Source organism: Spongorhabdus nitratireducens, assembly GCA_947387575.1.
Taxonomy (GTDB): domain Bacteria; phylum Pseudomonadota; class Gammaproteobacteria; order Pseudomonadales; family Endozoicomonadaceae; genus CANDOC01.
In genome coordinates this window covers 355293-380813 of the sequence record CANDOC010000004.1, presented here as the reverse complement: position 1 = coordinate 380813, position 25521 = coordinate 355293, and the positions used below count along the sequence as shown (strand labels likewise).

Below are 25521 nucleotides of genomic sequence, written 5' to 3'. Positions count from 1 at the left end.
GGTGAAGCCCTACAGCCAGAGTCAGTATCAGGCAGCATTATTCTATATAGCGCGTTTCTTCGTTCTGATCAGTGCGTTGACAGGCTTTTCGGTATTCAGCCATTCGCAGGACACCATACCAAACCTGCTACAACAGAAGTTCCCGCAGGCATCCTTCTCTCAGGTATCCGAACCTTACTCTGCCTGGGTTATAAAAAAGGATCAGCAAACTATTGGCTGGGCTTTTGAAACCCAAAATGTTGTTGATATTCCCGCCTACTCAGGCAAACCGGTCAATATGCTGGTTGCTATCGACCCTGATGGCAAGATTCTAGCCTCTGAAGTACTTGAGCACCATGAGCCGATTCTTCTGGTAGGTATTCCGGAGCAATCCCTGTTTGATTTTGCAGCGGATTATATTGGCCTGAATGTCACCGACCGGGTACGGGTGGGTGCCGGCAATCAGGAAGGCGTTATCAACGTCGATGCTATTACCGGTGCCACCGTTACTGTGATGGTGGTAAATGAAACTGTTATGCGTGCTGCAGCAAAAGTCGCTGCAGCTTTCGGTGTTATTGATGCTGCAAGCCAGGCATCGCTGCCAGCCACAATAAAGGATGACCTGTTTCAACCTGCTGACTGGTTGACCCTGACCGGTGACGGCTCAGTCCGGATGCTGAAACTCCAGCGTGCCGATATCGATCAAGCCTTTGTCGGAACCGAGGGTGAAGGCATTGAAGAAGCGGCAGCCGAAGAAAAGAACGACACCTTTATCGAGCTTTACTATGCTCCGCTGAATATTCCGACAGTGGGTCGTAACCTGCTGGGAGACAGTGAGTATCAGTGGCTGATGGGTGAACTGAAGCCCGGTGATCAGGCTTTTGCAGTGATGGCCAATGGCCTTTATTCCTTCAAGGGCAACGGCTATGTACGCGGTGGTATTTTCGACCGGATTCAGCTGGAGCAGAATAACAACAGCATCAGTTTCCGGGACTCCGACTACTACCGTCTGGATGATGTTTATATCGACGGTTTCCCAGGCTTTGGAGAGATGTCCATCTTTATTGCCCGGGCCAAATATGAGTTCGATCCGGGCAGCCCCTGGCAACTGGAATTACTGGTACGCCGTCAGGTAGGCCCGATCAAAAGTATTTTCACCAGTTTCTATGGTGATTACACAACACCCGAAAAATATATTACCCGCCCTGCCCCGGTTGTAGAGCCAGAACCTGAACCTCTGTGGGTTTCAGTCTGGAAACAGCAACCCTTCCAGATTGCAGTGCTGGGTATCGGGCTTGGGATCCTGACCGTTATTTTGTTCCTGCAGGATATTCTGGTTCGCCATCCGAAACTGCTGCATCGTGTGCGTACCGGATATCTGGTCTATACCGTCTTTTTTATCGGCTGGTACGCCTTGGGACAGTTATCAATCGTCAATGTCTTTACCTTTATTCATGCCCTGATGAACGGTTTCAAGTGGGATATGTTCCTGCTTGATCCAATGCTGTTTATTCTCTGGGGCTTTGTAGCGATGACGCTGCTGCTCTGGGGTCGGGGAATTTTTTGTGGCTGGCTCTGCCCGTTTGGTGCATTGCAGGAACTGATCAATGAACTGGCTCGTAAATTCAAGGTAAAACAGTACGAATTACCCTGGGCAGTGCACGAACGACTGTGGGCCATCAAATACATCATTCTGCTGGTGCTGTTTGCGATATCACTGGAATCACTGGCAACAGCCGAGCGTTATGCCGAGATCGAGCCTTTTAAAACTGCGATCACCCTGAAATTCCAGCGCGAGTGGGGCTTTGCTTTTTACGCCGGTTTCCTCCTGTTTATTTCCATCTTCACTCGCAAGGCCTACTGCCGCTATATCTGCCCGCTGGGTGCTGCGCTGGCTGTACCTGCCCGAATGCGACTGTTTGACTGGCTCAAGCGTCGCCCGGAGTGCGGCAAGCCTTGCCGGGTCTGTGCCAATGAATGTGAAATCCAGGCCATCGCTCCGGATGGCGAGATTAACCCTAACGAATGCCATCACTGCCTTGACTGTCAGATCACCTATTACAACGACAGCAAGTGCCCGCCCCTGATTCTGAAAAAGAAAAAGCGCAACAAAACTCGTCCGTCGTTTGATGGTGAGATTCCTCTCGTACAGGAAGGCCCATAAGGAAAAGACATGAAAATTGATCCAGATGACAAGAATGTATCCGAGCACGTTCGTATAAGCCGTCGTATGTTCCTTGGTTCTGCTGCTGCACTGGGTGGAGCCGGAATGATTGCAGCCGGTACTGGTCTGGCAACAGGATTGCTGGCTCCGACTGCTCAGGCTGCTTCATCCAAAACAGGTGCCGGTCATGGTGTTATCGCTCCGGGTGAACTGGACGAATACTACGGTTTCTGGAGTGGCGGTCACTCTGGTGAAGTGCGGGTGCTGGGCCTGCCTTCTATGCGTGAACTGACTCGGATTCCCGTTTTCAATGTCGATTCAGCCACCGGCTGGGGCCTGACCAACGAAAGTAAAGATGTGCTGGGAGACTCATCCAAGTACCTGAACGGTGACTGCCATCACCCGCATATGTCCATGACTGATGGTCATTACGATGGCAAGTATGTTTTCATCAATGACAAGGCCAACACCCGGGTAGCCCGGATCCGTTGTGATGTGATGAAGACCGACAAAATTGTCGAAGTACCGAATGTCTCAGCTATTCATGGCCTGCGGGTACAAAAAGTACCGCACACCAAGTACCTTTTCGCTAATGGTGAATATGAAATTCCACTGCCAAACGATGGCCGGGATCTGAACAATACCGAAAACTATTTCTCCATGTTCAACGTGATTGACGCCGAGAAGATGGAAGTCGTATTTCAGGTCATTGTCGATGGTAACCTTGACAACACCGATGCCGATTATCAAGGCAAGTATGTCGCAGCGACCTGCTACAACAGCGAAAAGGGCATGACCCTGCCGGAAATGATTTCAGCAGAGCGTGACTGGGTGGTGGTCTTTAATATTCCCCGGATTGAAGCCGCAGTCAAAGCCGGCAAATTCCAGACTATTGGTGACTCCAAAGTACCGGTTGTTGACGGCCGTAAAGGCAGCGATCTGACCCGCTACATTCCGGTACCGAAGAGCCCTCACGGCCTGAATACCGCACCGGACGGCAAATATTTTGTTGCCAACGGTAAACTGTCACCGACTGTCAGTGTGATTGAAATTGCCCGTCTGGACGACCTGTTCAGCGACAAGATCAAGCCGCGTGACACCATTGTTGCCGAGCCGGAACTGGGCCTGGGGCCGCTGCACACTGCCTTTGACGGCCGTGGCAATGCCTACACCACCGTCTTTATCGACAGCCAGATCGTCAAGTGGGATGTTGAAAAGGCAGTCCGCGCCTATAACGGCGAAAAAGTGAATTACATCAGCCAGAAACTTGATGTACATTACCAGCCGGGCCACAACCACACCTCCATGGGTGAAACCCGCGATGCTGATGGCAAATGGCTGGTTGCCCTGTGCAAGTTCTCCAAGGATCGCTTCCTGAAAGCCGGCCCGCTGCATCCTGAAAACGATCAGCTGATTGATATCTCCGGCGATGAAATGCGGATCGTTCATGATGGCCCGACGTATGCCGAGCCACACGACTGTATGATTGTTCACCGCAGCAAGGTCAAGACCAAAAAAGTCTGGACTCGTGATGATCCTTTCTTTGCCGGTGCCAAAGCTCAGGCCGAGAAAGACGGTGTAATCCTGGAAATGGACAACAAAGTCATTCGGGATGGCAACAAGGTTCGGGTTTATATGACCTCGATTGCCCCGAGCTTTGGCCTCACTGACTTTACCGTCAAGCAAGGCGATGAAGTCACTGTGTTTGTGACCAACCTCGATATCGTCGAAGACGTAACTCACGGTTTCTGTCTGGTCAATCACGGCGTCAGCATGGAAATCAGCCCGCAGCAAACCTCGTCTATCACCTTCAAGGCTGATAAACCCGGTGTCCACTGGTACTACTGCCACTGGTTCTGCCACGCCCTGCATATGGAAATGCGTGGTCGCATGCTGGTTGAAAAAGCCTGATCGGGAAGTAAGTAAGGCAGGCACATAGTGTGTCTGCCACAGGAAAGTGACTATGCGTTATTCTGTCTGCCTTTTTTACCTGCTGTTTTTACTGTTTGGTACCCGCACAGTTGCTGCTGCAGAGATTCCGGTTTCTCCCGGTGATGACCTGCAACAGTTACTCAATACCAGCCAGACCGGTGACCAGCTGGTACTGAAGGCAGGCCGATATCGCGGTAATTTTATTGTTTCAAAATCAATAGTTCTGTCCGGGCAATCTGGCGCAGTTATTGATGCCAACGGCAAAAAAGACGCCCTTCGTATAACAGCTCCGAATGTGACGGTGCGTGGGCTGGAAGTCGTTAACTGGGGTGATGATCTGACCGCCCAGAACGCCGGCATCTATGTCCAGAAAGGTGCGGATAATGCCCTTGTCGAACACAACACCCTGCAGGGTGACAGCTTTGGTATCTTTTTCGAAAAAGTCGACGGTGGCCTGATAAGAAATAACCGGGTGAAAGGTAATTCCAGCCTTCGCTCAGCGGATCGTGGCAATGGGATTCATTTGTCACTGGTTAAGAATATTGAAGTCCGCGACAACGAAATCTCAGAGACCCGGGATGGTCTGTATATCATCTCCAGCCAGAATAACCGCCTGATTAACAACCGCATGCATGATCTGCGTTTCGGCATTCACTACATGTACTCCCACTCCAATGAAGTCGTAGATAACCAGTCCTGGAATAACCGGGTCGGGCTGGCACTGATGTCATCCAGAAATCTGCTCATTGCCGGTAACGTATCAAGAGATAATGAAAGCTACGGCATCCTGATGAATTTCATTACCTATTCCGAGATCCGGGATAACCGGATACAGCGTATCCACGCTCCGGGTATGGGCACTGTTCTGGGAGCAGAAGGAAAGGCGCTGTTTGTCTATAACTCTGCTTTTAATACCATTCGCGGCAACAGCTTTGTCGACAGCGATCTCGGTATTCACCTGACAGCCGGCTCCGAAGGTAACAAGGTTTATGAAAATGCCTTTATTAATAACCGCACCCAGGTGAAATACGTCGTTAATGATACCCAGGAGTGGTCAGCCAAGAACGGTAATCTCTCACGGGGCAATTATTGGAGCGACTACCTTGGCTGGGATATGAATGGAGACGGATTGGGTGATACCGCTTATGAACCCAATGACAGCATGGATCGACTGCTGTGGAAATATCCTTCTTCACGCCTGCTGATTAACTCTCCCGCTGTCGTTGTGTTGCGCTGGGTGCAGCAGCAGTTTCCGGTATTCAAGGCACCAGGCGTAAAAGACAGCTACCCCTTGATGGCAAATCCTGCCCAGGGGTATATCGACAGCAACACAAACATTTCAGCAGCAGACACATCAATAGATAGCTCTGTGGCAAACCAAGCCGTTGAATACAAGCAGAACGGGGAGCAGTCACTATGAGTGTCTTGCAACTGGAAAATGTGGCCAAAAACTTTGGTGACCTGAAAGCCATTCAAAATATCAGCTATTCACTGGAAGAAGGTGAAGTACTGGGATTATTTGGTCACAACGGTGCCGGCAAAAGCACCAGTATCAAACTGATTCTGGGATTACTGTCACCCGATGAAGGCCATATCTCTGTTTTCGGTCAGGCTCCGGATCAGAAGGAATTTCTCAACAAACGTCACCAGATCGGTTTTCTGCAGGAAAATGTCAGTTTCTATGAACAACTGACCGGATTGGAAGTACTGATGTTTTTTGCCAAACTGAAGGGCTTTGGTCGTAAACAATGTCTGGCTCTGCTGGAACGTCTGGGACTTTCCCATGCTATTAACCGCAAGGTCGGCACCTGGTCCAAAGGTATGCGACAACGGCTGGGGCTTGCCCAGGCCATGCTGGGAGAGCCGAAACTGCTTTTACTGGACGAACCCACCGTTGGGCTGGACCCGGTTGCTACCCAGGATTTCTATCAGAGTGTGGCTGAACTCAAGGAACAGGGTTGTAGCGTTATCCTCTGCTCTCATGTTTTACCCGGAGTTGAGCGCTATATCGACAGAGCCGCCATTATGGGTAAAGGACAACTGCTGGCGCTGGGTTCTCTGGGTACATTAAGAAAGCAGGCAAAGCTACCGGTCAGGTTGGAAATTGAAGGTCGGGATTTACTCAGCAATCTGCCGCAGGATGTGAAGCATATGCTGGAAAACACCGGGGATTCCAATCTTGAAAACCATCTGGTACTTGGCGGCAACAGCCAGGACAAGATGAAAATGATGCAAACACTGGCAGCCATGCAACAAGTGACAGATTTTCAGTGGCATATCCCCAATCTTGAAGACCTGTACAACCATTTCTGTCAGCCTGTCACTAACCGGGAGGTGCAGTCATGAATGCACTGCTGATCGTTGCCGGCAAAGAATACCAGGATGGTTTACGCAATCGGTGGCTGCTGGCCATCGCAGTTATTCTGGCCTTGCTGGCCATCGGGCTGGCCGTGTTCGGTGCGGCAGCTGCCGGACAGAGTGGTTTCGCTCCGGTCGCTACCACAATTGCCAGCCTTGCCAGTCTGGCGGTCTTTATTGTTCCACTGATTGCACTGATGCTGGCTTATGATGCCTTGGTCGGAGAAGCAGAAAACGGCACCCTGCTTCTGCTGTTGACCTACCCCCTGAGTCGCGACCAGCTGCTGCTCGGAAAATGGCTGGGACACGGCGCTATTCTTGCCACCTCAACCATTCTGGGTTTTGGTTCAGCTGCGGTAATGATGGGACTGTTCTCTGACACCGGCTGGACAGGCCTGATTCAACCCTTTCTGCTACTTATCCTGTCTTCCATTCTGCTGGGCTGGTGTTTTATCGGTATTGCTTATCTAGTCAGCGCAGTCGTTCAGGAAAAATCCAAAGCAGCCGGTCTGGCGCTGGTGATCTGGCTGTTATTTGTACTGATTTTTGATATGGGGTTACTTGGCATACTGGTTGCCACCGGCGGGCAAATCAGCGGTGAGTTATTTCCCTGGCTGCTACTTCTGAATCCCACTGATATTTTCCGGTTACTCAATCTCCAGGGATTGGGTGGCGAACAGGCTCTGACAGGTCTGATGTCTGTGGCATCCGGCGGCATATTTCCTGCCTGGGGGCTGATTGGTGCCATGTTGACCTGGCTTTTATTGCCGGTATCTATCGCCCTGATATGTTTCCGCCGAAGAGCACTCTAATTTTCTGCAATAGGTGTAAGGAATAGCAGGTCATGCTGATTACCAACATGCTCAATAGAACAACTCTTTTTGCCCTTCTGACAGGCTTTTTAATTGCCCTGCTAACAGCTTGCAGCGATCCGGAAACTGTTGTTGAGCATAAACCGGTACCTATCGAGTCAGGCGACACCTGCCATCTTTGCGGTATGATTATCAAAAATCATCCGGGACCGAAGGGTGAGCTGTATGCAAAAGGCAGTGAAGTAGTAAAACGTTTCTGCTCTACCCGTGATCTGTTTGCCTGGGTGCTCCAACCTGAAAACCAGCCAAATATCGATGCCATATTTGTTCATGATATGGCTGTCAGCCCCTGGAATACTCCCGATGACGAAGCCTTTATCAATGCCAGAGATGCCTGGTATGTAGCCGGCAGCAGCCAAGCAGGAGCGATGGGCACCACCCTGGCCAGCTTTGCTGAACAGGCCGCTGCGGACAAATTTGCACAAGACTTCGGCGGTAAGGTCATCCGTTTTGACGACATTACCTTGCAGGTTCTGAACGATCAGCCGGCGGGCATGATGCACAACATGGATATGAAGGATATGCATCATTCTGAATCCGGGCACAAACACCATGAACATATGACTATGGATGCATCCGGCAGCGATAGTTAGTCTGTTATAAAGCATCATACAACAGCTATTTATACTGGCAGGCTATTTATACGTTAGCCTGCCCTGCAGCTCTCAGGCTGTACTTGACCATAATCATGTTTGCTTCCAACCTGATTTGCATCCTCTTGCGTTTATCCGTTAGATAACACTCCCCCTGATATGGATAGCTGTCGTCATGATGCAAATTACGGATCCTGCCCGGGAAGAACAGATACCCGCTCTGCTTCGTCTCGGCTTTCGCCCTTTCTTTCTGGCCGGTGCCCTGTTCAGCCTGATCAGTCTGTTACTGTGGGGCATGTTCCTGTTTCATGGCCTTGATCTGGCGCCTTACGGGGGCATGCTCTGGTGGCATATGCATGAAATGATCTTTGGCTTTACTCTGGCCATTATTGCTGGCTTTCTGCTGACAGCAGTGCAGACTTGGACCGGCCTTCCCGGACTTAAAGGCGCTCAGCTGGCATTGCTGTTTTCACTCTGGCTGGCGGGTCGAATACTGCTATTGTTTCCCGGCTCGATATCACAACTTCTGATTGCCGGTATCGATGTCGCTTTTCCTCTGGTCACTGCAGCACTGATGGCAAACTATGTGATCCGGGTAAAAATGTGGCGCAACCTTGTATTCACGCCGGTACTGTTAATGATGGCGCTGGCCAATGCCCTGATGCATGCCGGTGTTATAACCGGAGATTTCACTCTGGCGTATCAGGGAGCCTATGGCAGTATCTTTCTGATAACTCTGCTGATGGTTATTCTTGGCGGGCGCGTGATTCCCTTCTTTACCTCCAATAAACTGGGTTTGCCGCCGGTCACCCGATACAAAGTCATTGAGCTGGGTTCGATTCTTCCACTGGTACTGTTGACTGTGCTGGTTATAGCCGGACTGGCCGAGCAGCTGGAGTTACTCAGTGCACTATGTGCCCTGTTGGCCGGTATCGCAAACCTGATTCGGGTTGCGACCTGGCGTGGACAAAAAACCCTGTCCATCCCATTGCTCTGGTCGCTGCATGCCGCTTATCTGTTTATAGTAATCGGGTTATTGCTTGCCTTCCTTCATTATGCCGGCGCCCCGGTAGCACCCACCATCATGATTCATGCTCTGACCGTCGGTGGTATTGGTGGACTGGTTCTGGCGATGATATCACGGGTATCACTGGGCCATACCGGACGGCCTTTGCAAAGCGGTAAAGCCATTAATCTGGCATTTGGACTGATCATTGTTGCTGCCATTGCACGACTGATGCCAGCTGTATTGCCCTATCAGTACGATATCTGGCTGATGACAAGTATTACGTTCTGGCTGACAGCCTATGGTATTTTCTTTGTCGTTTATCTGCCTGTTCTTAGCCGCCCCAGAGTGGATGGCCGCCCCGGATAAATTCAGTCCATTGTAAATAACTCGCCTTGATAATAATCGAGGCGAGTTATTCAACACTCAAAAATCACCCCTTATATTTCCGTAACAGGCTGAAACAAAAGCCTTTTATTGCAAACAATCTATGTACACAATCCTGAGCAGGATAGAATACACTAACCGATCATCGAAGAAGCTGGTGCCTGACCAGTTTGACTGCGAAGGACTGTCTCTCTATGGAACTCAAGCGTGTTCACGCCAGCACCCTGCTCCAGCACCATCTTTTCTCATCTTTTACCGATGATGAACTGGGCCTGTTACTGAAAGATGCTCAGCTGATCAATCTTGAGCGGGACAACCTGCTGTTTCGTCAGGGAGAGCCTGCCGAGCACTTCTATTTCCTGCTCGACGGCATGATCAAGCTGTACCGGGTTTCCCCGGACGGTAATGAAAAAGTGCTGGAACTGATCGGACCCCATGAAACATTTGCCGAAGCCATTATGTTTCTGGATAAAAAAAACTATCTGGTGAATGCCCAGGCACTGGCTTCATCCCAGCTGTTTTCCTTTTCCAACAAGACCTATCAGCAGCTGTTAAAAAACAATAGCGAGCTCGCCATGGCATTATTGGGAAAGCTGAGTATACGGCTGCATCAAAGAATCAATGAGATTGAAACACTGTCGCTGAAGAATACGACGCACCGTGTTGTGCGTTACCTGATTCAGAGTAGGACAGAGCAGCCGGAAATCGATCTGCCCATTCCAAAACGGCTGATTGCCGCCCGCTTATCAATCCAGCCCGAGACCTTTTCCCGCATCATGCGCAAACTGTCCGATGATAATATTATTGCGGTAGATGGGCGTCAGGTGACAATTCTGGATGATGAGCGGCTGCTTCATTACGAATAATGAATAACGATAGGAACAAGCAATAAAAAAAGCCCCGTGTCGTTAAACACGGGGCCAAATCAGCACAAGAACGAACATGACAGGGCAAACTGATATTCAGGAGGGGATTAAATATCACATGCCCTGCCCGTGGAGATAAGTACGGAACAGCGCTTATCTACAGGCTCTATTATGGTGTGCAGATAAAGTTTTAAAATGCGCACTGATCCACGATTCGCTAACCTGATTCCGAACAAATACCTTCTGCTTTTATCAACTTCCGTGCCTTGAGCCGATAATTTATCCACGTGATTTCAACCGGTTTGGCATTACGACTGATATAATCACTGTCCTCTATCATTAAAGACCCGTACAGCTGCATCACTATGTCATTCAAGCCGCGAAACCCGCGCAAACCAACTCCCGGATTCAACCCCCGGCGACGTCCTCAAAATAAAAAACCAACGGGTCCTGCCCGACTGATCGCTTTTAACAAACCATTCGATGTTCTCTGCCAGTTTACTGATGAGAATGGGCGGAAAACTCTGAAAGACTTTATTGATATCCCCGGTGTCTACGCTGCGGGCCGCCTCGATCGAGACAGTGAAGGCCTGTTGCTGCTAACTAACGATGGCCAGCTGCAGCACAAAATTGCCAACCCGAAGCAGAAAATGGCAAAAACCTACTGGGTTCAGGTCGAAGGTATTCCTGAAGAGAGTGATCTGGAACAGCTGCGCAAGGGGATTGAGCTCAAAGATGGCATAACTTTGCCGGCCAGCGTCAAGCGAATTGACCCGCCATCCGTCTGGCCAAGGATTCCTCCGGTGCGTGAACGCAAATCTGTGCCAGATTGCTGGCTTGAGCTGACCATCAAGGAAGGACGTAACCGACAGGTGCGCCGAATGACTGCTGCGGCAGGATTTCCAACACTGCGGCTGATACGGAGTAAAATAGGTCCATGGTCACTGGAAAAGCTACAACCGGGTGAATGGCGAGAGGTCAAACTATAACGTCAAAAGTAACAGGCTTAAGCAACTGTTCGGACTACAGGAATGCTCAGATGGAAAACAGTACCTTTGTCAGGTTCCGAATCATGACTCAGTTTTCCATCCAATACCTCCACCAGCGCCTGGGCTAAAGCCAGTCCCAGGCCCAGGCCGCCGAAGCGACGGCTCATACTGCCGTCCACTTGCTCAAATGCCTTGTAGATGCTGTCTTTTACTTCCGAAGACATACCAATACCGGTGTCTCTGACTTCAAAATTCAGCTTGGCGGCTTCAGACTCATCTTCAGCCAGTGATATTTCCAAAGCTATTTCGCCCTGCTCGGTAAACTTGATGGCATTACTAAGCAGGCACTCCAGTATCTGTGAAATCTTGCCATGATCACCCTCTAACTTGATTTCGCCGATATCCTCGACATCAGCCCTCCACTGCAATGATTTTTCATTGCACAAAGGCTGGTAACGGTCTGCCAGAGGTTTCACTATATCTGTAACGGTAAAGGCTGATGGTTGCTTGGTTTGCTGCCCTGACTGAAGCTCAACCAGAGTCAGGATACTGTTCACGATATGCAGCATTTCATCGGCTGACTGTGATGCCACACCCAACAACTCCTGCATAGACTCAGGATCATCCTCGACCTTCATCAGATCGAGCATACCCATCACACCATTCATTGGTGTTCTGAGTTCATGTGTTACGGTGTGCAGGAAATCATCTTTCAGCCGGTTACTTTCCTGCAGTGCAGCATTTACTTCTTCCAGCTGCTCGCGTGCATGGGTTTCGAAAGCAATCTTTTCTTCCCTTAGCCGGTTGATACGATCGGCCAAGGCCAGTGACAGCAATGTGACTTCTATTGTCTGACCAACCTGTACGGAATAATTGGTGAAATCATTATTGGGAAGCAGCCCCAGCAGCATCATCATATATATGCCGCCACCAGCCAGAAAAGCAAACCAGGCCACAACAAAATAGCGAGCTGAGTGGTTGCCACTCATGGCACAACGAATACCTACCGTCAGCATGGTGGGAATATGCGGCAGGGCAACAGCGATAGCCAACCACATAGCCCAGAAATGATCGACAAACAGCGAAACCAGCATGACGCCGGCACCGGCTACAGCCAGCGCTTTCAACATCTTATCCAGTGTCGGGGCATGTTGTTCAGTATTAAGAAAACTGCGGGCGAACAGTGCCGCAAATACTTCTGTACCACCAATCAGGAAAGGACCGGAGATATTTTGCCACCAGGGCCAGTCCGGCCATAAATAGGCATAACCTACACCATTGGCGGCTACCTGATGCAAGCCAAACGACGCAATACAGAGAATGTAATAGAGGTAGCTGAGGTCCCGTACCGAGATAAACAGGAACAAGTTATACAGAAACATCACCGCCAGAACGCCATAAATCATACCGAACACATAAGCGATCGCAGACGCATGCTCGATATACGCCAATGGCTTCCACAGCATCAGTGGTATCTGCATCGAATCACCAGACACCAGCCTGATATAAACCGGCGTTTCAACACCTGCAGGTAAAGTCAGTGGTAATAGAAGGTGCGGGTGCTGTACATCTCTCAATTTGAAGGGTTGCAGGTCACCCTGCTGGTGAACGGTGAAGCCTCCCTTCGGCGATGGCAGATAAACTGTCATTTCATCAACCAGCGGATAGGCCATCTCCAGCAGCCAGCGAACAGATGCACCCGGTTCGTCAGCCATTTGCATCAGGTTAAGCCGCAGCCAATAGACTGAACGGGTCATGCCGCCATTGATGGTATTACCATCAGCAGGTTTGAATTGTTCTGAAAGGGCCGATTGGCTGAGTTGTTCTACACGCCACTCAGCCTCTTCATCAACCAGATATTCAACATACTCGGACAGGTTTACTGACTGCCTGATATCATCCAGCACCAGCTTTTTTGCTATTGTCTGTCCGCTAAACAACATACACCCTGCCGCAAGCAGCAGGGTGTGCAGCACAGACATTACCAGACGACAATTTATCCCTTGCAGCATTCAGCCTTTCCCTGAACGAGCTGTTTATCTGAAAGTATCAATACCTGTCAGAAGCTGTGACGATAGCCGACTGTCAGTTCCCACTGATACATCTTCAGGGCAATGGTCTGGGCCGGGTCAAATACATTCTGACCTTTCACGGTCACTTCCGGCGCATACATTACGGCAACAGACAGCCGGCTCTCAGGCTGCAGGTTCCAGTCCAGCCCCATGGTGTAATGTTCTTCCATAATGCCCGGTGCCAGAATATTAAACAGGACATCCTGTTTCTGAACCGGCTGGGTTGTAGTACTGATACCAGCCCGCAATCTCAGGTCATTTTTGACTTGCCACTCATAACCCAGCTTGTAAACGGTCATATCCCGCCAGCCAAAGCCGGCACCATTTTTTCCACCCAGGCAGCCTGAGGTATCCCCGCGCATACAGCGATTCACCAGCTGATCCATACCATTACCGACCGAACTGACCTTGCTGTAGCGGATTCTCTGAACATCAAACATCACTACATGTTCCGGGTTAATATTCCATGCCATGCCAAGATTCCAGGTTTCAGGAATATCAAACCGACCCTTGTCGGCAAAAAGTCCGGCATAACGGTCAAACCGGCTCATTCGAATCCGTGGCTGCCAGGAAGCACCCAGCGTCACATCAGGCATGACATTGGCCATAACGCCCAGCTTGAAGCCAAAACCGGAAGAGTAGTCATAGCCCTTATCCGTCAGATGGCTTCCGTCTGTGGAGAAACCGGCAAAACGACTCAGACCATAAGCTTTAAAGCGCTGTACCGCCCCGATCAGACTGGCTCCGAATACAACATTGTCATTCAGCTTCCATGAGGCATTAAAGCTGGAGAATGCCTGCGCCATATCAACCCCGGTTTTGCCTCCACCCAGCGTTCCAGGGAGTGGCTGCGGTCCCATCCAGGCCTGACCACCCTTGAATTCAGTATTCATACCACCATGACCGTAGAAGGAGAGCCCAAGAGCCAGGCGGTCATTGATACCCCAGCGATAACCGGCAAAGGGAATCGCAAAGAAAGTGTTGCGGCTGTCAGCCTGCTGATAACCATCTCCCACACTGAAGGTAAACTGCTGTGGTGAGACAAAGACTCTGGAAGCATTCCCCCGGGACTGATATTCCCGGTGCGGTGAAAACATTGAAACACCCAGCTCATAGCCGTTCTCGGCCAGCCCGAGAGCCGCCGGGTTGAGTCCGGCCATGACACTGTCCTGACCATAAGCGACACCAGCACCTGCACGACCCTTTTCACTCAAACTGATACCGTGCGAAAAATATCCATTGGTAGCCTGGGCTGCTGAACCCGCCAGCAGCAACAATGCGGCTGCAATTCTGAACATCATTTCCTTCTCATCCCTGTAAATCGGAGTTATTCACAAAAAAGATCGGCCGCGACAGGAATTACAAAAGAACCAGCGTCAAAAAACTGCTTCAGAATCGTCTAGGGTAATTAATAGAAGAGGCACAAAAATAACCGACCACGGCAGGGACCAAAATGAGCGCACCTCACAGATATTCTCTGATGATGAGAGCTATCCACTGGCTGATGGCTATCGCCATTCTCGGATTGATTGCCAGTGGCTGGTTTATGGCCGGGCTGGATAAGTCAGTTGATTACAAATACGACATTTACCCTTGGCACAAATCATTCGGGGTACTGATTCTGTTTCTGCTGGTGCTGCGGATTGTAATTCGGCTATTCAGCAAGATCCCCCCCCTCCCATCGACTATGCCAAAGATTGAAAAAGGTCTGGCTCATCTCGGTCACACACTGCTTTATCTATTGATGTTTCTGGTCCCGGCCAGTGGCTACCTGATGTCGGCAGCGGCACCGGGCAGAGAAGTGGCCATGTTCGGCTGGGTATTGCCCAATCTGGTAGAGAAGGACAAGGAGCTGGCTTCACTGCTGCATGATATTCATGAAGTGATTCCCTATGTTCTGCTAGGCGTGATTGCTGTTCATTTACTGGCCGTGATCAAGCACCGTATGTTTGACCACCCGGATCATGACTCGCTGAAACGTATGCTCTGAAGTATCAGCTCTTTTTAGGGCGTGGCCCGGCTAATCCGCTACAGGGTTACCCGGCCACTCCCGATTCCGGCACCATCTCGACACGATAAAAATAACCATCAGATTTACAGCTAATCCAACCAATCCAGCACTCAGTCCACCAAACGACGTTATCCCGCAAACCAGACTGGCAATCAGAAAGACCAAGCCGCAAACCAGACCGGCAAGATAAGGTTGAGCAGGCAAGCGACGATAGTGAAGGGCTATTACAAACGTCGGAAAGCACTGTATAAGCAGCTCCAGTTTGAACTCCAGCAACCGCCAAAGGGTAATATCACGATTCAGGGCAAATGCAGTGATAATTCCCATGACCACAATGGCAATCCAGTAATCCTTGCTCAGCGTCTGGCGGTCAGAAGCCAAAACAAAATCATGCTTGAAGATAGAAACCAGCGTCAGCAGCAAAGAGTCTGCTGTCGACATAATGGCGGCAAAAACGGCCAGTAGCGTCAGGTTGGCAGCCAGGCGGCCAAAAGTGCTGCTTTGCGCCCATAGTTCGAGGATATAAGGTAATACCTGATCCCGGTTATGTATCACATTCGGGTCAACCATGGATATTGCACACCAGCCGATAACCAGAACCAGCGCACTCGACCCTACCCCCAAAATACTCATTAATCCGAAAGACCGGTTTAGTACTTTATGACTGGACGCAGCAAAAATCCGTTGCATCGACTGGGGATAGATAACGACCGACATATAGGCCATCAACAGCAAACTAACCCATTTAATCTGTGCCGCCCGGTCTGGCACCAGCGCCGCTTCAGGTTTATGACTGGTAACCTGCTCTCCAAACTGTGCAAGATTATCTGACTGCCCGCCAAGCCATATCACCAGCAAAAGCAATCCCAGCAGGATAATCAGCCCCTGAAACACATCAGTCCATGCTACAGCTCTCAGGCCACCCAGCGAGTCATACACCAGAATCACAACAGCAAACAGAATGACACCCAGTTCGTAGGAAATCTGATCATTGGTCATGAGTGCCATAATTTCCCCGGCGGCCTTCAGCTGGGAAAACAGAAAATTACCCATTGCCACACACAAGCAGAATGCCGTCAGCTGACGCAGCCAGCAGCCACTCTTCTGCCCGGGAAAACGAAACCGCAACCAGTCTCCAGGCGTCACAAAATTATGCCGGACAGCCAGTGGTCTCATTTTCGGCACCAACAGGTGAAAACTACCCATCGATGCAGCCCACAGTCCGGCACAAAGCACCCAGACAAAGCCGGCATAATAGGCCTGACCACAATGCCCCATCAGGGTATTGCCACTGAGGCAGGTTGCAAACAGGGTCAGGAACAGCACAAAAAAGCTGAGTGAACGACTGGCCAGATAATGGTCAATGGCGCTGCCATTCCGGCTGGCTCGCCGGGCCATAACACAAAGCGGAATCAACAGGCAGAAATAAGTGGTGATTAACCAGAGAGGAGAGATCATGAGTTATCGCTCCGTTCTGGAAAAAAACCATAACAACATATTCAGTGTTGCAATGGTGAAGTAACAACCGAAGGCAATAACAACCCAGTCAGGAAAGCCCCGGATCAGTTCAGTCTCCTGCCCGGGGGTACGATACCAGGGCACTGAAACAGCCATCAGCAGAAAAACAGCAAGGTAATAGAGCCGGCGGATATTGTTGTACTTCATTGTCTGCAACTTCTTGTCTGCAATCCGGATTCCGATCCAGTCTAGACCATGCAGGATGAAGCGCATTTAAAGTACATTTTTATGCAAAAAGAAAAACCCGGCTTTGGCCGGGTTTTTCTCATCACCAGAAGACAGAATCAGCAATTACTTGCGGATAACACCCTTCGGTTCAAATTCAGCAACTTTCAGCGGAGAGTGATTTTCAACATACTCACGCAGAACGTCGGCATCAACGAAGCCAGTGTCAACGAAGCCAGGCTTGGTCTTCAGGTTCGGGTAGTTGTCACCGCCACCTGCAGAGAAGCTCAGGATAGCCATCTTGTAGGTCTTGCCCAGGTCGATCGCTTCACCACCGATTTTAACGTCGGAAACCTTGTCACCGTCGATAACCATTTCAGCACCGGCAAAGTGAGCGAAAGCACCACTTTTCACAGGCTTGGTCGCAACAACAGCCAGATAATCCATCACTTCCTGACCGTTCATTTCAACGGTGGTCACAGTGTTACCGAAAGGCAGTACAGTCAGTACGTCCTTGTAGGAGATGTCACCGGCGTCGATGCTGGCACGGATACCACCACCGTTCATGGTAGCGAAGTCAGCACCGGTCTTTTCCATGAACGCCTTGCCCAGCAGGATACCAGCGTTGGTCGGGAAGTAACGAACTTCCTTACGCTCACCCATCAGGCGCTCGTCAATGGAACCCACGTTAACTTCAACCAGCTTGGAGCCCTTGTCCTGGAAAGGCTTCAGCAGCGCCAGCATTTTCTCGTCCTGAGCAATCTTGACTTCAGCATTCTTCGGGTTAACCGGAATCAGCTTGTAGTCAACCAGCTTCAGCTCGCCATTCTTGAATTCGAAGTCAGCACGACCAACGTACTTGCCCCACTCGTGAGCCTGAACGATGTAAGTACCGTTCTGCTGATCCGGTTCGAACAGCGGATCCTGAGAGTGACCACCAACGATCAGGTCGATACCGTCAACCTTGCGAGCCAGAGTCACATCACCCGGAGCGTTTACACCGAAGTTGCCGTCAGTGTAGTGACCCATGTGGGTGGAAGCGATGATGATGTCAGCTTTTTCTTCCAGTTCCGGTACCAGCTTGGAAGCCACGTCTACCGGAGATTTGAATTCCAGACCTTCTACACTTTCCGGGCTGGTCTGCTTCGGAGTGTCAGTGGTGGTCAGACCCATTACGGCAACGCGCAGGCCGTCGAATTCAAAGGTGGTGTACGGGTTGAATACCGGCTCACCAGTCTTCTCGTCGATGATGTTAGCGGACAGGAACGGGAAGTTAGCCCACTCTTCCTGCTGTTCCAGAATGGCGCGCGGGTTGTCGAATTCGTGGTTACCAACAGCCATGGCATCGTAGCCCAGCATGTTCATACCCAGGAAATCCGGCTCGGCGTCCTGCAGGTCAGACTCAGGTACACCAGTATTGATGTCACCACCGGACAGCAGCAGTACGTTACCGCCTTCAGCAGCAACTTCTTCACGGATCTGGTTAACCAGAGTCATACGGGCAGCCATACCCCAGCGACCCTTGCGATCCTGCCAGAAACGACCGTGATGGTCATTGGTGTGCAGAACGGTCAGCTTGTAGGTTTTGTCCTGTTCGTAGCTGACACCGGAATCCTGCAGCATGGAGCAGGCACTGACGGAGAGAGCGATAGCTGTAGCTGCAAACAGCTTCAGCCCGCGATGCATCATTTGCATGAAAGGCATCCTTGGTAGACGTTATTCTTAAAAACAGTTCTTGGCGTGAAGATATTTTTCATTAACAGCGCTAATGAAAAACATTTCAGTTATGGCATTTGAAGAACCCGGTTCTGCGGGGAAGAGCAGAACCGGGTTGGCATCTTACCGTGGTCAGAAATCAGGTTTTCTGACGGGGATCACTCTTAGAACTTGTAATCCAGGTAAACGCGCAGCTGGTTCTCGTCGGACTCACCAGGAACGTCGTTCTGCTGGTAGATACCGTAACGAACGCGAGAGCTCAGACCTTTAACATTCTGGAACTTGTACTTGATGTCGAAGGTGTGCTCGGTTTCGGAAGCGTCGCTGTCAACCTTGCCGGTAGAAGCATTTACTACGTCGATGCTGAAGCCCTTGCGGAACTTGTAGTCGATGGTCAGACCCGGCATGCCCAGGTCGGTGAAGTCGTAGCCAGCGCCAACAGCGATAACTTTTTCACCATCCCAGTAGAACTCTTCAACCAGACCGGAGTTGGTCCAGGTGTTCCATGCACCGTAGGAGTAACGACCGAAATCGTAGTAGTGACGAGCAGTCTTGTAGTCACTGCCGTTCTTGTAGGAGTCAGCCTTGGTGTAACCCAGACCTGCACGAACGTAGCCAGCACCCATGCCGTACTTCACGTTGAAGTCGAAGGTTTGAGCCTTGTCGCCAAAACCATTGCCGCCCCAGCCACCGGTGCCGGTCCACAGCTTGCCGTTTTCCTGAGAAATGCGGTAGTTACCTTCAACAGTCAGGCTGGTGCCATCAGCCATTTTGTACTTCTGCTTGGCAACAAACTGGTGACCTTTTACGTAATCTTTAGCAAAGCCGTTGGTGTACTTAACCTTCAGACCATTGTCGAAAGCGTAGCTGGCTTCCATACCAGTGATGTGCTTGATGCGCTGACGCTTGCCGTTCACCTTTTCTGCGGTAACCATGTTCTTCATGTCTGGAGTGTCACGAGGCAGAACCTTGTTCACCCAGGCAACACCCACGTTCAGGCCGTGGTAGTTGAAGTCAGTGTCGATACCCTGCCAGGAGCTGGGAATGGAACGGGAACCGGAACCGGAGATCAGACCGGTGTAGATGCGGGTACGACCAGCTTTGAAAGAAAAGCCCATGTCCTTGTCGCCGAACTTGCCTTTCAGGTAAGCCTGACCCAGCTTGCCGAAACCGTCTTTGTCGCCGTAAGTCAGCAGGTTTTTAGGATCTTTGGTATCGCCATCATCGATCGCTACAGCACCGTAGTAGGAAGCGTCAAAGCCGATCATGTCGAAGATGTAGCCGGAACGGAAATCAACAACAGCACTGGCAGTCCAGGCACCAGCATCGCTTTTGCCGTCTTTTTTGTCAGCGTCGATGTAAACAGTACGCAGCTTGCCACCAATGGTAGCGTCTTCGTAGAAGTTGCTGAAATCAGCCTGAGCAGCAGAAGCAGTCAGAGCGGCGGCAATGGCCATAGGGAGGGCGGCTTTACGCAACATCCTGAACTCCAAGGTATGTGTTGTGTGTTCAACATTGTCCATTCGCCGACACTTTTTGATAACCCGGAATAGTCTCTAGGGGGTAACCTCTAGGTAAAAGACCTATCCGTCGCCGGTACGATGAACTGTTTTGTGTGTGTATGATCAATCTCAAACGGCGGCGATATTATTATTCTGGAAACGAGATATCAGCATAAAAAACACAGTTTTTTACACTTTCTGACGAAACACTGATCTAACTCAGTTTTCTGCAGCTTCAGGCTCAACTTTTATTTAAAAACTCAACAGAAAAGTAATATTTCCGAGGGCGACATTCTGACTGAAGGTCGCGCGGGGCAAGGGATTAAACTGAAGCAACGAGTTAAAAACAAGTGATGTAAGTCAATTTTGTTCTGTGGCTTCAGCTCAATCCGAAAACAGACAAAATTGCTTAATATTTAATCCCGAATTTTCTGAACAGGAAGGCGATCACCCAGAGCGGGCCGATCAGTAAAAACTGGATATCTTCAAAGAATGAGGGCTTTTTTCCCTCAATATGATGTCCGATAAACTGGCCAATCCACGCCAAAACAAACAATACCGAACAAATCAAAAACAGAACAGGTTCAATCACATAACCAACGCCGATACAGACGGCCAGTAATCCTCCCATAGCCAGCGTCAGCCTCAATGAAAGCCGAATATAAAACATCAGACTGATAGCTATCAGTGCCATTGCCAGCCACGGCTGCCAGGCCCACAACATCCCCAGAATTGAAAACACAATGACCGGCACACAAACCCAGTGAATAGCCTTGTTGACCGCATTGCGGTGACTGCTGCCGTATGCTTCAAACCATTGCTCCAGTGTCCGCATGGTATAGCCTCTCAAATATTATTATTGTTATTGGTGTGCCCTATTCTTCAGGTCTGGCTGTTGCGGGTCAACCCTATACGCTTCAGAGCCGGGTTTATGGTTTAATACGCTTTTTTTAATGTTGGCGGGTAAATGACCGACCGCAATTTTCTGATGCCTGAATACCGGCCGCTGTTTGAGCAGGCTGGTTTTAACGATTTCGAATCGTTGTGGAACTGCACCACTGAATGGTTCGAACCGCCCAATTACCGGCGCAAGGGCTGGAGTGGCGTCAGCCGGCTTGAAATTGAAGGCAGCACTGAGGCACCTTTTTTTATCAAGCGGCAGGAGAATCACAATACTCCGACGCTGCTACATCCGATCAAGGGTGTTCCCACCTATCGCCGGGAAATGGAAAGTATCCAGCGCTTTCATCAGCGTGATATCCCGACTCTGGATGTGGTTTACTACAACGAGCGCAAAGTCGGCGACAAGCATCAGGCGATTCTTATCAGCCGGGCACTTGATGGCTACCAGAGCCTGCACGACTGGAAACAAACCGCCAGTGAAGCCGAGATCGCGATTACCTTGTTGAAACTGGCCGAAACAGTACGGCATATGCATGATCAGGGGCAATGCCATATGTGCCTCTATTCCACTCATGTATTTGTGCGCTACCTGAGCAAGAAGGATCCACTGGTTCTGTCCGGCGAATTCAAACCCGGCCCGGATATCCGCTTTATCGACCTTGAAAAGGCCCGTTATCAACTGATTCCCGAGATGCGCCGTTTCAAGGACCTTGAGTGCCTGTTCCGTCACTTCTTCGGCTTCAGTCGCCAGCAGGCAGAAGAGTTTCTGGATCACTACCTCAATGCCGGCCCGAAATTTTTCCGCCACGAAGCTCTGCGCAGCCGTCTGTTGCAGGTTATGGACTACATCCAGACCCATAAGCCTCACGTGTTTAAAGAAGATCAGACATAAGCCTGTTCTTCTCTTCTTTCTGAATCCCACGCCTTCCATCAAGTCCCGACATTTCCTGCCGAAAAAAATAGCTCTGCATCCCGGAGGGGATTATGGGGCTATCGCGATTTTCTGCTGGGCATTACATTTCCGCAATTACGGTATTGTGCCTGTTATGCTTTTTGCCGCTGGCTATTGGTCAGGAGACTCCGAACTGCTCACCTGCAGTACTGAATGACGAGGATTACTATCGTTCCGAGCAGGAAGCCGTTTTGGCCGCGGTTAATCAATATAATCCGCTCTCGGTAAAGCAGGATAAAGAGTATATGGGGGCTGTCTTTACGACTGAAGTCTTTGGCAGAACCTGGTTTCGGTTTAATGTTGCAGCCGGCAATGCTCACCGGGACCGGATCAGAATCTGCTTCAATATGCCGGAAAACCATGAACTAACCGCTTTCTGGCATACCCATGGCGCAGCCGGAGCAACGCGTGGCTATTTACGCAGCTATTTCTCCGAGCAGGACACACAACTGGTACAGGAGACCGGTAAGCCCTTTTATCTGGCTACTCCAGACGGCCAACTGAAGATCTTTCGTCCGGGAATGACCACACTTAACGCCTACAAAGCCAAACAACTGGGGCTTGGACGCAGAACCGGTATGGCTACTGGTGAGCAGGTTGCCAACAATAAAGGGCAAAGCCTGAAAATCAGAGTTCGCTCAGACTCAGACGAACAGAATTAACAGTCTTCCGAAGCAATCCTGTTTTTATTAGTAGAGTTCCTGTCTGCATTCTTTTGCTCAGGCCTTTTCTCCCAATAAAGCGTACCCAGTAACATATCAAACACCGGTAAGGTAATATTGAAGTTTACCTTAGCCATAACATCCCGTCGGTGATGCAGATTATGCAACTGCCGTAACTGCTTCCACACCGGCACCCTTTCTACAAAACTACCATCCGGCAGGTGATAACTGAAGTGCATCACCTCATAGAACAGATAACCACTGATCGTCCCTATCGCCAGCAGAAAAGCGGCATTAGGCGACACCATGAAATACAGCAAAGCGCCCCAGGGCAGCACAATAAACAGCAGAAAAGCAAAAATAAGATAGGCAGGAAACAACACCACCCGCCAGTCCCTTACTGACTGCCAGGGCATGGCGTTTTCCAGAAAGAAACTGTGATGGTCACCGGTATGCCGACTGTAAAAAAGTTTAGCGAATCCAACCTTTTTATGACCCAGCCAGCGATGAGAGGCATACTCGCAAAAATTACTGACCAGCAGCATTAATGGCAGCACCAGCCATTCCTGCAGGGTAACATTTTGCAGCATCAGTGCTGCTGCCAAAATCACAGCCAGGCCGGTCACAGCCACTGTCAACATATGCACCCAGCCGTTATATCCAGAACTGATACTGCTTCGGTAGCGAGTACGAAAGGACTCCATTACCTGCAATTGCTGTAGCTGTTTTGCCATGATCTGAGACTTTCCGTTTTATTCTTATGATTATTGTTCGGAATCAAGTCATCATAGTGAATTATATTCGGGGCTTAAAGTCGTATGAAAACCAAAAGGGCGGGATATAAAAAGATATCCCGCCCTTTTGGTTTTTGAGTCAAGGCACCTGAATCAGGCTACTTTGAATACTTCTTTCAAGTGAGCCACATAGCTCTCACTACGACATAAGGTTTTACCCGGCGCATCAGAAAGCTTTGCTACCGGCTGACCATTAACTTCCACAATCTTGATGACAATATTAGGCGGACGCAGTCCAAAGTCATTGGTTATCCAGGTGCCAATACCAAACATCAGGCGTGTATCCTGATGGAAGCAGCGATAAAGTTCTGCAGCCTTGTCAAAGTTCAGGCCATCACTGAATACCAGTGATTTTTCCCGAGGATCAATATCAAGTTTGCGATAATGCTCCAGCACGCGCTGGCCCCAGAAAATCGGATCACCGGAGTCGTGACGTACACCGCTGTAACGGTTGGCCAGATTGATATCGAAATCCTGCAGAAACGCATCCAGACCAATGGTATCAGTCAGGGCAATGCCCAGATCACCGCCATATTCTTCCAGCCACACATTCAACGCTACACGCTGGCTGCTGCGCAGATCATGAGTCAGTGCCTGGTGTCCCTGTACCCATTCATGGGCCATGGTACCTACTGGCTTCAGCCCCATTTCCCGCGCAAACATCACATTACTGGTACCCACCAGTGCGGTTTCAGAACACTGCTGCAGGGTTTCCATCACCTCACGGTGCCAGTCCAGACCCGCCCGACGACGAGTACCAAAGTCTGCAAACTGGAATCCTTCCATACCCGGCGTAGCCAGCTGTCGTTGCAGCCACTCTACTTTATCCTGCAAGCGTGCCCGTCCTTCAGCCAGCTGATGATGTTCATCATAGCGGGAGTAAAGCTCACTGATCAGTGCCAGCAGATATATTTCAAAATGAGTGACATCTGACCAGAGGCCTTCAACGACCAAGGTCATACGCCCGGCTTCTTCATCAATAACGACTGCTCGCGGATCCAGCCTGAAATCCGCCAGATAGCTCAGATAGTCTTCCCGGAAATGGCCCAGTGAACGCAGATAATCAATTTCACCGCTACTGAAACGCAGCTCACCCAGCATTTCGATCTGGGCCTGCAATTCATTTTGAATAATACGCAGATCATGAGGCGTACGACAGCGGAACTCTGCTTTGACATGAACATCACGATAGCGGTGGAACATCGCCTGCTGCATCGAGAACTTGTAGAAGTCAGTATCCAGCAGCGACGGAATCATCGGTTTGTTTTCTGCAAACCGGATTTGTTTCTTCTGCAGCGGAAAAGCCGACTCAATAAATTCAACGCCGGCCTGTTTCATCTCACTTAAAGCCGCAGCGGTGGAGTCTTCAGCCAGACCACGGGTAGCCCCCAGGTTAACAATGACCCGGAAACCGGCATTCAACAGTTGTAAGGCTGTGGTTTTAACGCAGTATTCCAATGCCAGACCGCCCACCAGCACTGTTTCCACCCGGTTGCTGCGCAGAAATTCAATGACACCTGTTGTACGGGTTTCAGCAGGATCATGGAAGCAGGCGCCGTAAGGATGAACATCCGGCTCAACCCCCTTCCAGACAAAATAGTCATAGCCAATAGCGGCTGGCAGTCCATCCAGCAGTTCAAAGCCAGCCGTGCCGGGAACACAATGCATGTTCCAGCGAACATCGACATGCTCGCCTTCAAGCGGTGTCAGTTGTGGGGCTTCTTCCGTTGCACGCCAGACGGCAACTTCCGGATGGGCATCTTTACTGCCAACCCGCCAGCGCGCCAGTTCAGCTTGGGCATTCAGTTCAGCCACGATGGTGTGACCGTCAGGCACCGGCAGTTCGTCCGGACAAAGCGGAGTAAAACCTTTCTGGGCATCAACATCAAAGGCAGCGATACGCTCCCGGTTTCCAAGATGGACTGTCATAAATAGGATACTGCTTTGCTTTATTACCTTTGGCATACCGTCGGCCTCTCGGCCCGGGGGTGACGGTACATCCTGCTTATGGCTGTTCAGGCCACAGTTCTGGGACTCAGTGCCATCACTTCTTTAACCATCCGATTTTTTATGCTCTAGC

Annotated in this window: 21 protein-coding genes; 12 read left to right on the top strand and 9 right to left on the bottom strand. The window is 50.3% G+C overall.

Going from position 1 to position 25521, the window contains the following annotated elements; all coding sequences use genetic code 11:
- Position 1 precedes the first annotated feature (1 nt).
- From nosR to ACYZZ0_RS10130, 9 genes are all read left to right on the top strand, one after another.
- On the top strand, positions 2-2143 hold the full coding sequence (gene nosR / locus ACYZZ0_RS10170) for a transcriptional regulator NosR (protein ID WP_461536508.1): 2142 nt from the start codon (positions 2-4) through the stop codon (positions 2141-2143).
- Between the two features lie 9 nt (positions 2144-2152).
- Complete coding sequence (gene nosZ / locus ACYZZ0_RS10165; RefSeq protein ID WP_461536507.1) at positions 2153-4054, top strand: TAT-dependent nitrous-oxide reductase; 1902 nt, start codon at positions 2153-2155, stop codon at positions 4052-4054.
- Positions 4055-4106: 52 nt separating this feature from the next.
- A complete protein-coding gene (locus tag ACYZZ0_RS10160) occupies positions 4107-5495 on the top strand; it encodes a nitrous oxide reductase family maturation protein NosD (protein WP_461536506.1) in 1389 nt (462 codons plus the stop codon).
- Positions 5492-6421 (top strand): ABC transporter ATP-binding protein, encoded by a 930-nt coding sequence (locus tag ACYZZ0_RS10155; RefSeq protein ID WP_461536505.1) that lies wholly within the window; start codon positions 5492-5494, stop codon positions 6419-6421. The genes ACYZZ0_RS10160 and ACYZZ0_RS10155 overlap by 4 nt, the downstream gene beginning before the upstream one ends.
- Complete coding sequence (locus ACYZZ0_RS10150; RefSeq protein WP_461536504.1) at positions 6418-7245, top strand: ABC transporter permease subunit; 828 nt, start codon at positions 6418-6420, stop codon at positions 7243-7245. Before ACYZZ0_RS10155 ends, ACYZZ0_RS10150 begins: the two co-directional genes overlap by 4 nt.
- 32 nt (positions 7246-7277) lie before the next feature.
- Positions 7278-7898, top strand: coding sequence for a nitrous oxide reductase accessory protein NosL (locus ACYZZ0_RS10145; RefSeq protein ID WP_461536503.1), 621 nt, complete (start codon positions 7278-7280; stop codon positions 7896-7898).
- Between the two features lie 175 nt (positions 7899-8073).
- A complete protein-coding gene (locus ACYZZ0_RS10140; RefSeq protein ID WP_461536502.1) occupies positions 8074-9273 on the top strand; it encodes an NnrS family protein in 1200 nt (399 codons plus the stop codon).
- Between the two features lie 212 nt (positions 9274-9485).
- The gene (locus tag ACYZZ0_RS10135; protein ID WP_461536501.1) at positions 9486-10157 is read left to right on the top strand and encodes a Crp/Fnr family transcriptional regulator; all 672 of its coding nucleotides are present in this window, start codon (positions 9486-9488) and stop codon (positions 10155-10157) included.
- Between the two features lie 365 nt (positions 10158-10522).
- Positions 10523-11146, top strand: coding sequence for a pseudouridine synthase (locus tag ACYZZ0_RS10130; protein ID WP_461536500.1), 624 nt, complete (start codon positions 10523-10525; stop codon positions 11144-11146).
- Between the two features lie 17 nt (positions 11147-11163).
- On the opposite strand, the gene ACYZZ0_RS10125 is transcribed toward ACYZZ0_RS10130, so the two are convergent.
- Together ACYZZ0_RS10125 and ACYZZ0_RS10120 are read right to left on the bottom strand one after the other, a co-directional pair.
- Positions 11164-13158 (bottom strand): sensor histidine kinase, encoded by a 1995-nt coding sequence (locus ACYZZ0_RS10125; protein WP_461536499.1) that lies wholly within the window; start codon positions 13156-13158, stop codon positions 11164-11166.
- Between the two features lie 47 nt (positions 13159-13205).
- Positions 13206-14519 carry an OmpP1/FadL family transporter gene (locus ACYZZ0_RS10120; RefSeq protein ID WP_461536498.1) on the bottom strand — a complete coding sequence of 438 codons (1314 nt, stop codon included), beginning with the start codon at positions 14517-14519 and terminating at the stop codon, positions 13206-13208.
- A gap of 152 nt (positions 14520-14671) precedes the next feature.
- Between ACYZZ0_RS10120 and ACYZZ0_RS10115 the strand changes: the two genes are divergently transcribed.
- Positions 14672-15208, top strand: a complete 537-nt coding sequence (locus tag ACYZZ0_RS10115; protein ID WP_461536497.1) for a cytochrome b — start codon at positions 14672-14674, stop codon at positions 15206-15208.
- A gap of 30 nt (positions 15209-15238) precedes the next feature.
- Here the strand turns inward: ACYZZ0_RS10115 and ACYZZ0_RS10110 are convergent, their stop codons facing one another.
- From ACYZZ0_RS10110 to ACYZZ0_RS10090, 5 genes are all read right to left on the bottom strand, one after another.
- Positions 15239-16687, bottom strand: a complete 1449-nt coding sequence (locus tag ACYZZ0_RS10110; protein ID WP_461536496.1) for a sodium:solute symporter family protein — start codon at positions 16685-16687, stop codon at positions 15239-15241.
- Positions 16688-16690: 3 nt separating this feature from the next.
- Positions 16691-16960: a hypothetical protein gene (locus tag ACYZZ0_RS10105; protein WP_461536495.1), complete on the bottom strand. Its 270-nt coding sequence runs from the start codon at positions 16958-16960 to the stop codon at positions 16691-16693.
- Positions 16961-17038: 78 nt separating this feature from the next.
- A complete protein-coding gene (gene ushA, locus ACYZZ0_RS10100) occupies positions 17039-18607 on the bottom strand; it encodes a bifunctional UDP-sugar hydrolase/5'-nucleotidase UshA (protein WP_461536494.1) in 1569 nt (522 codons plus the stop codon).
- A 185-nt stretch (positions 18608-18792) separates the two neighbouring features.
- Complete coding sequence (locus ACYZZ0_RS10095; RefSeq protein ID WP_461536493.1) at positions 18793-20109, bottom strand: OprD family outer membrane porin; 1317 nt, start codon at positions 20107-20109, stop codon at positions 18793-18795.
- Positions 20110-20539: 430 nt separating this feature from the next.
- Positions 20540-20965: an Mpo1 family 2-hydroxy fatty acid dioxygenase gene (locus ACYZZ0_RS10090; RefSeq protein WP_461536492.1), complete on the bottom strand. Its 426-nt coding sequence runs from the start codon at positions 20963-20965 to the stop codon at positions 20540-20542.
- A gap of 132 nt (positions 20966-21097) precedes the next feature.
- Here ACYZZ0_RS10090 and ACYZZ0_RS10085 point away from each other — a divergent pair, with 132 nt between their 5' ends.
- Together ACYZZ0_RS10085 and ACYZZ0_RS10080 are read left to right on the top strand one after the other, a co-directional pair.
- A complete protein-coding gene (locus tag ACYZZ0_RS10085) occupies positions 21098-21925 on the top strand; it encodes a lipopolysaccharide kinase InaA family protein (RefSeq protein WP_461536491.1) in 828 nt (275 codons plus the stop codon).
- A gap of 92 nt (positions 21926-22017) precedes the next feature.
- A complete protein-coding gene (locus tag ACYZZ0_RS10080; protein ID WP_461536490.1) occupies positions 22018-22647 on the top strand; it encodes a DUF4329 domain-containing protein in 630 nt (209 codons plus the stop codon).
- Here ACYZZ0_RS10080 and ACYZZ0_RS10075 read toward each other — a convergent pair.
- Positions 22644-23381 (bottom strand): sterol desaturase family protein, encoded by a 738-nt coding sequence (locus ACYZZ0_RS10075; RefSeq protein ID WP_461536489.1) that lies wholly within the window; start codon positions 23379-23381, stop codon positions 22644-22646. The genes ACYZZ0_RS10080 and ACYZZ0_RS10075 overlap by 4 nt on opposite strands.
- A 153-nt stretch (positions 23382-23534) precedes the next feature.
- On the bottom strand, positions 23535-25370 hold the full coding sequence (pncB, locus tag ACYZZ0_RS10070; protein ID WP_461536488.1) for a nicotinate phosphoribosyltransferase: 1836 nt from the start codon (positions 25368-25370) through the stop codon (positions 23535-23537).
- Positions 25371-25521: the final 151 nt, after the last annotated feature.

What these genes read in the sequence shown, in the direction of transcription:
- pncB (WP_461536488.1), bottom strand. Translation starts at nt 25,370, where the DNA reads ATGACAGTCCATCTTGGAAACCGGGAGCGTATCGCTGCCTTTGATGTT.
- ushA (WP_461536494.1), bottom strand. Translation starts at nt 18,607, where the DNA reads ATGCAAATGATGCATCGCGGGCTGAAGCTGTTTGCAGCTACAGCTATC.
- ACYZZ0_RS10125 (WP_461536499.1), bottom strand. Translation starts at nt 13,158, where the DNA reads ATGCTGCAAGGGATAAATTGTCGTCTGGTAATGTCTGTGCTGCACACC.
- ACYZZ0_RS10115 (WP_461536497.1), top strand. Translation starts at nt 14,672, where the DNA reads ATGAGCGCACCTCACAGATATTCTCTGATGATGAGAGCTATCCACTGG.
- ACYZZ0_RS10120 (WP_461536498.1), bottom strand. Translation starts at nt 14,519, where the DNA reads ATGATGTTCAGAATTGCAGCCGCATTGTTGCTGCTGGCGGGTTCAGCA.
- ACYZZ0_RS10135 (WP_461536501.1), top strand. Translation starts at nt 9,486, where the DNA reads ATGGAACTCAAGCGTGTTCACGCCAGCACCCTGCTCCAGCACCATCTT.
- ACYZZ0_RS10155 (WP_461536505.1), top strand. Translation starts at nt 5,492, where the DNA reads ATGAGTGTCTTGCAACTGGAAAATGTGGCCAAAAACTTTGGTGACCTG.
- ACYZZ0_RS10110 (WP_461536496.1), bottom strand. Translation starts at nt 16,687, where the DNA reads ATGATCTCTCCTCTCTGGTTAATCACCACTTATTTCTGCCTGTTGATT.
- ACYZZ0_RS10140 (WP_461536502.1), top strand. Translation starts at nt 8,074, where the DNA reads ATGATGCAAATTACGGATCCTGCCCGGGAAGAACAGATACCCGCTCTG.
- ACYZZ0_RS10090 (WP_461536492.1), bottom strand. Translation starts at nt 20,965, where the DNA reads ATGCGGACACTGGAGCAATGGTTTGAAGCATACGGCAGCAGTCACCGC.
- ACYZZ0_RS10130 (WP_461536500.1), top strand. Translation starts at nt 10,523, where the DNA reads ATGTCATTCAAGCCGCGAAACCCGCGCAAACCAACTCCCGGATTCAAC.
- ACYZZ0_RS10150 (WP_461536504.1), top strand. Translation starts at nt 6,418, where the DNA reads ATGAATGCACTGCTGATCGTTGCCGGCAAAGAATACCAGGATGGTTTA.
- nosZ (WP_461536507.1), top strand. Translation starts at nt 2,153, where the DNA reads ATGAAAATTGATCCAGATGACAAGAATGTATCCGAGCACGTTCGTATA.
- ACYZZ0_RS10075 (WP_461536489.1), bottom strand. Translation starts at nt 23,381, where the DNA reads ATGGCAAAACAGCTACAGCAATTGCAGGTAATGGAGTCCTTTCGTACT.
- ACYZZ0_RS10105 (WP_461536495.1), bottom strand. Translation starts at nt 16,960, where the DNA reads ATGCGCTTCATCCTGCATGGTCTAGACTGGATCGGAATCCGGATTGCA.
- ACYZZ0_RS10080 (WP_461536490.1), top strand. Translation starts at nt 22,018, where the DNA reads ATGGGGCTATCGCGATTTTCTGCTGGGCATTACATTTCCGCAATTACG.
- ACYZZ0_RS10095 (WP_461536493.1), bottom strand. Translation starts at nt 20,109, where the DNA reads ATGTTGCGTAAAGCCGCCCTCCCTATGGCCATTGCCGCCGCTCTGACT.
- ACYZZ0_RS10085 (WP_461536491.1), top strand. Translation starts at nt 21,098, where the DNA reads ATGACCGACCGCAATTTTCTGATGCCTGAATACCGGCCGCTGTTTGAG.
- ACYZZ0_RS10160 (WP_461536506.1), top strand. Translation starts at nt 4,107, where the DNA reads ATGCGTTATTCTGTCTGCCTTTTTTACCTGCTGTTTTTACTGTTTGGT.
- ACYZZ0_RS10145 (WP_461536503.1), top strand. Translation starts at nt 7,278, where the DNA reads ATGCTGATTACCAACATGCTCAATAGAACAACTCTTTTTGCCCTTCTG.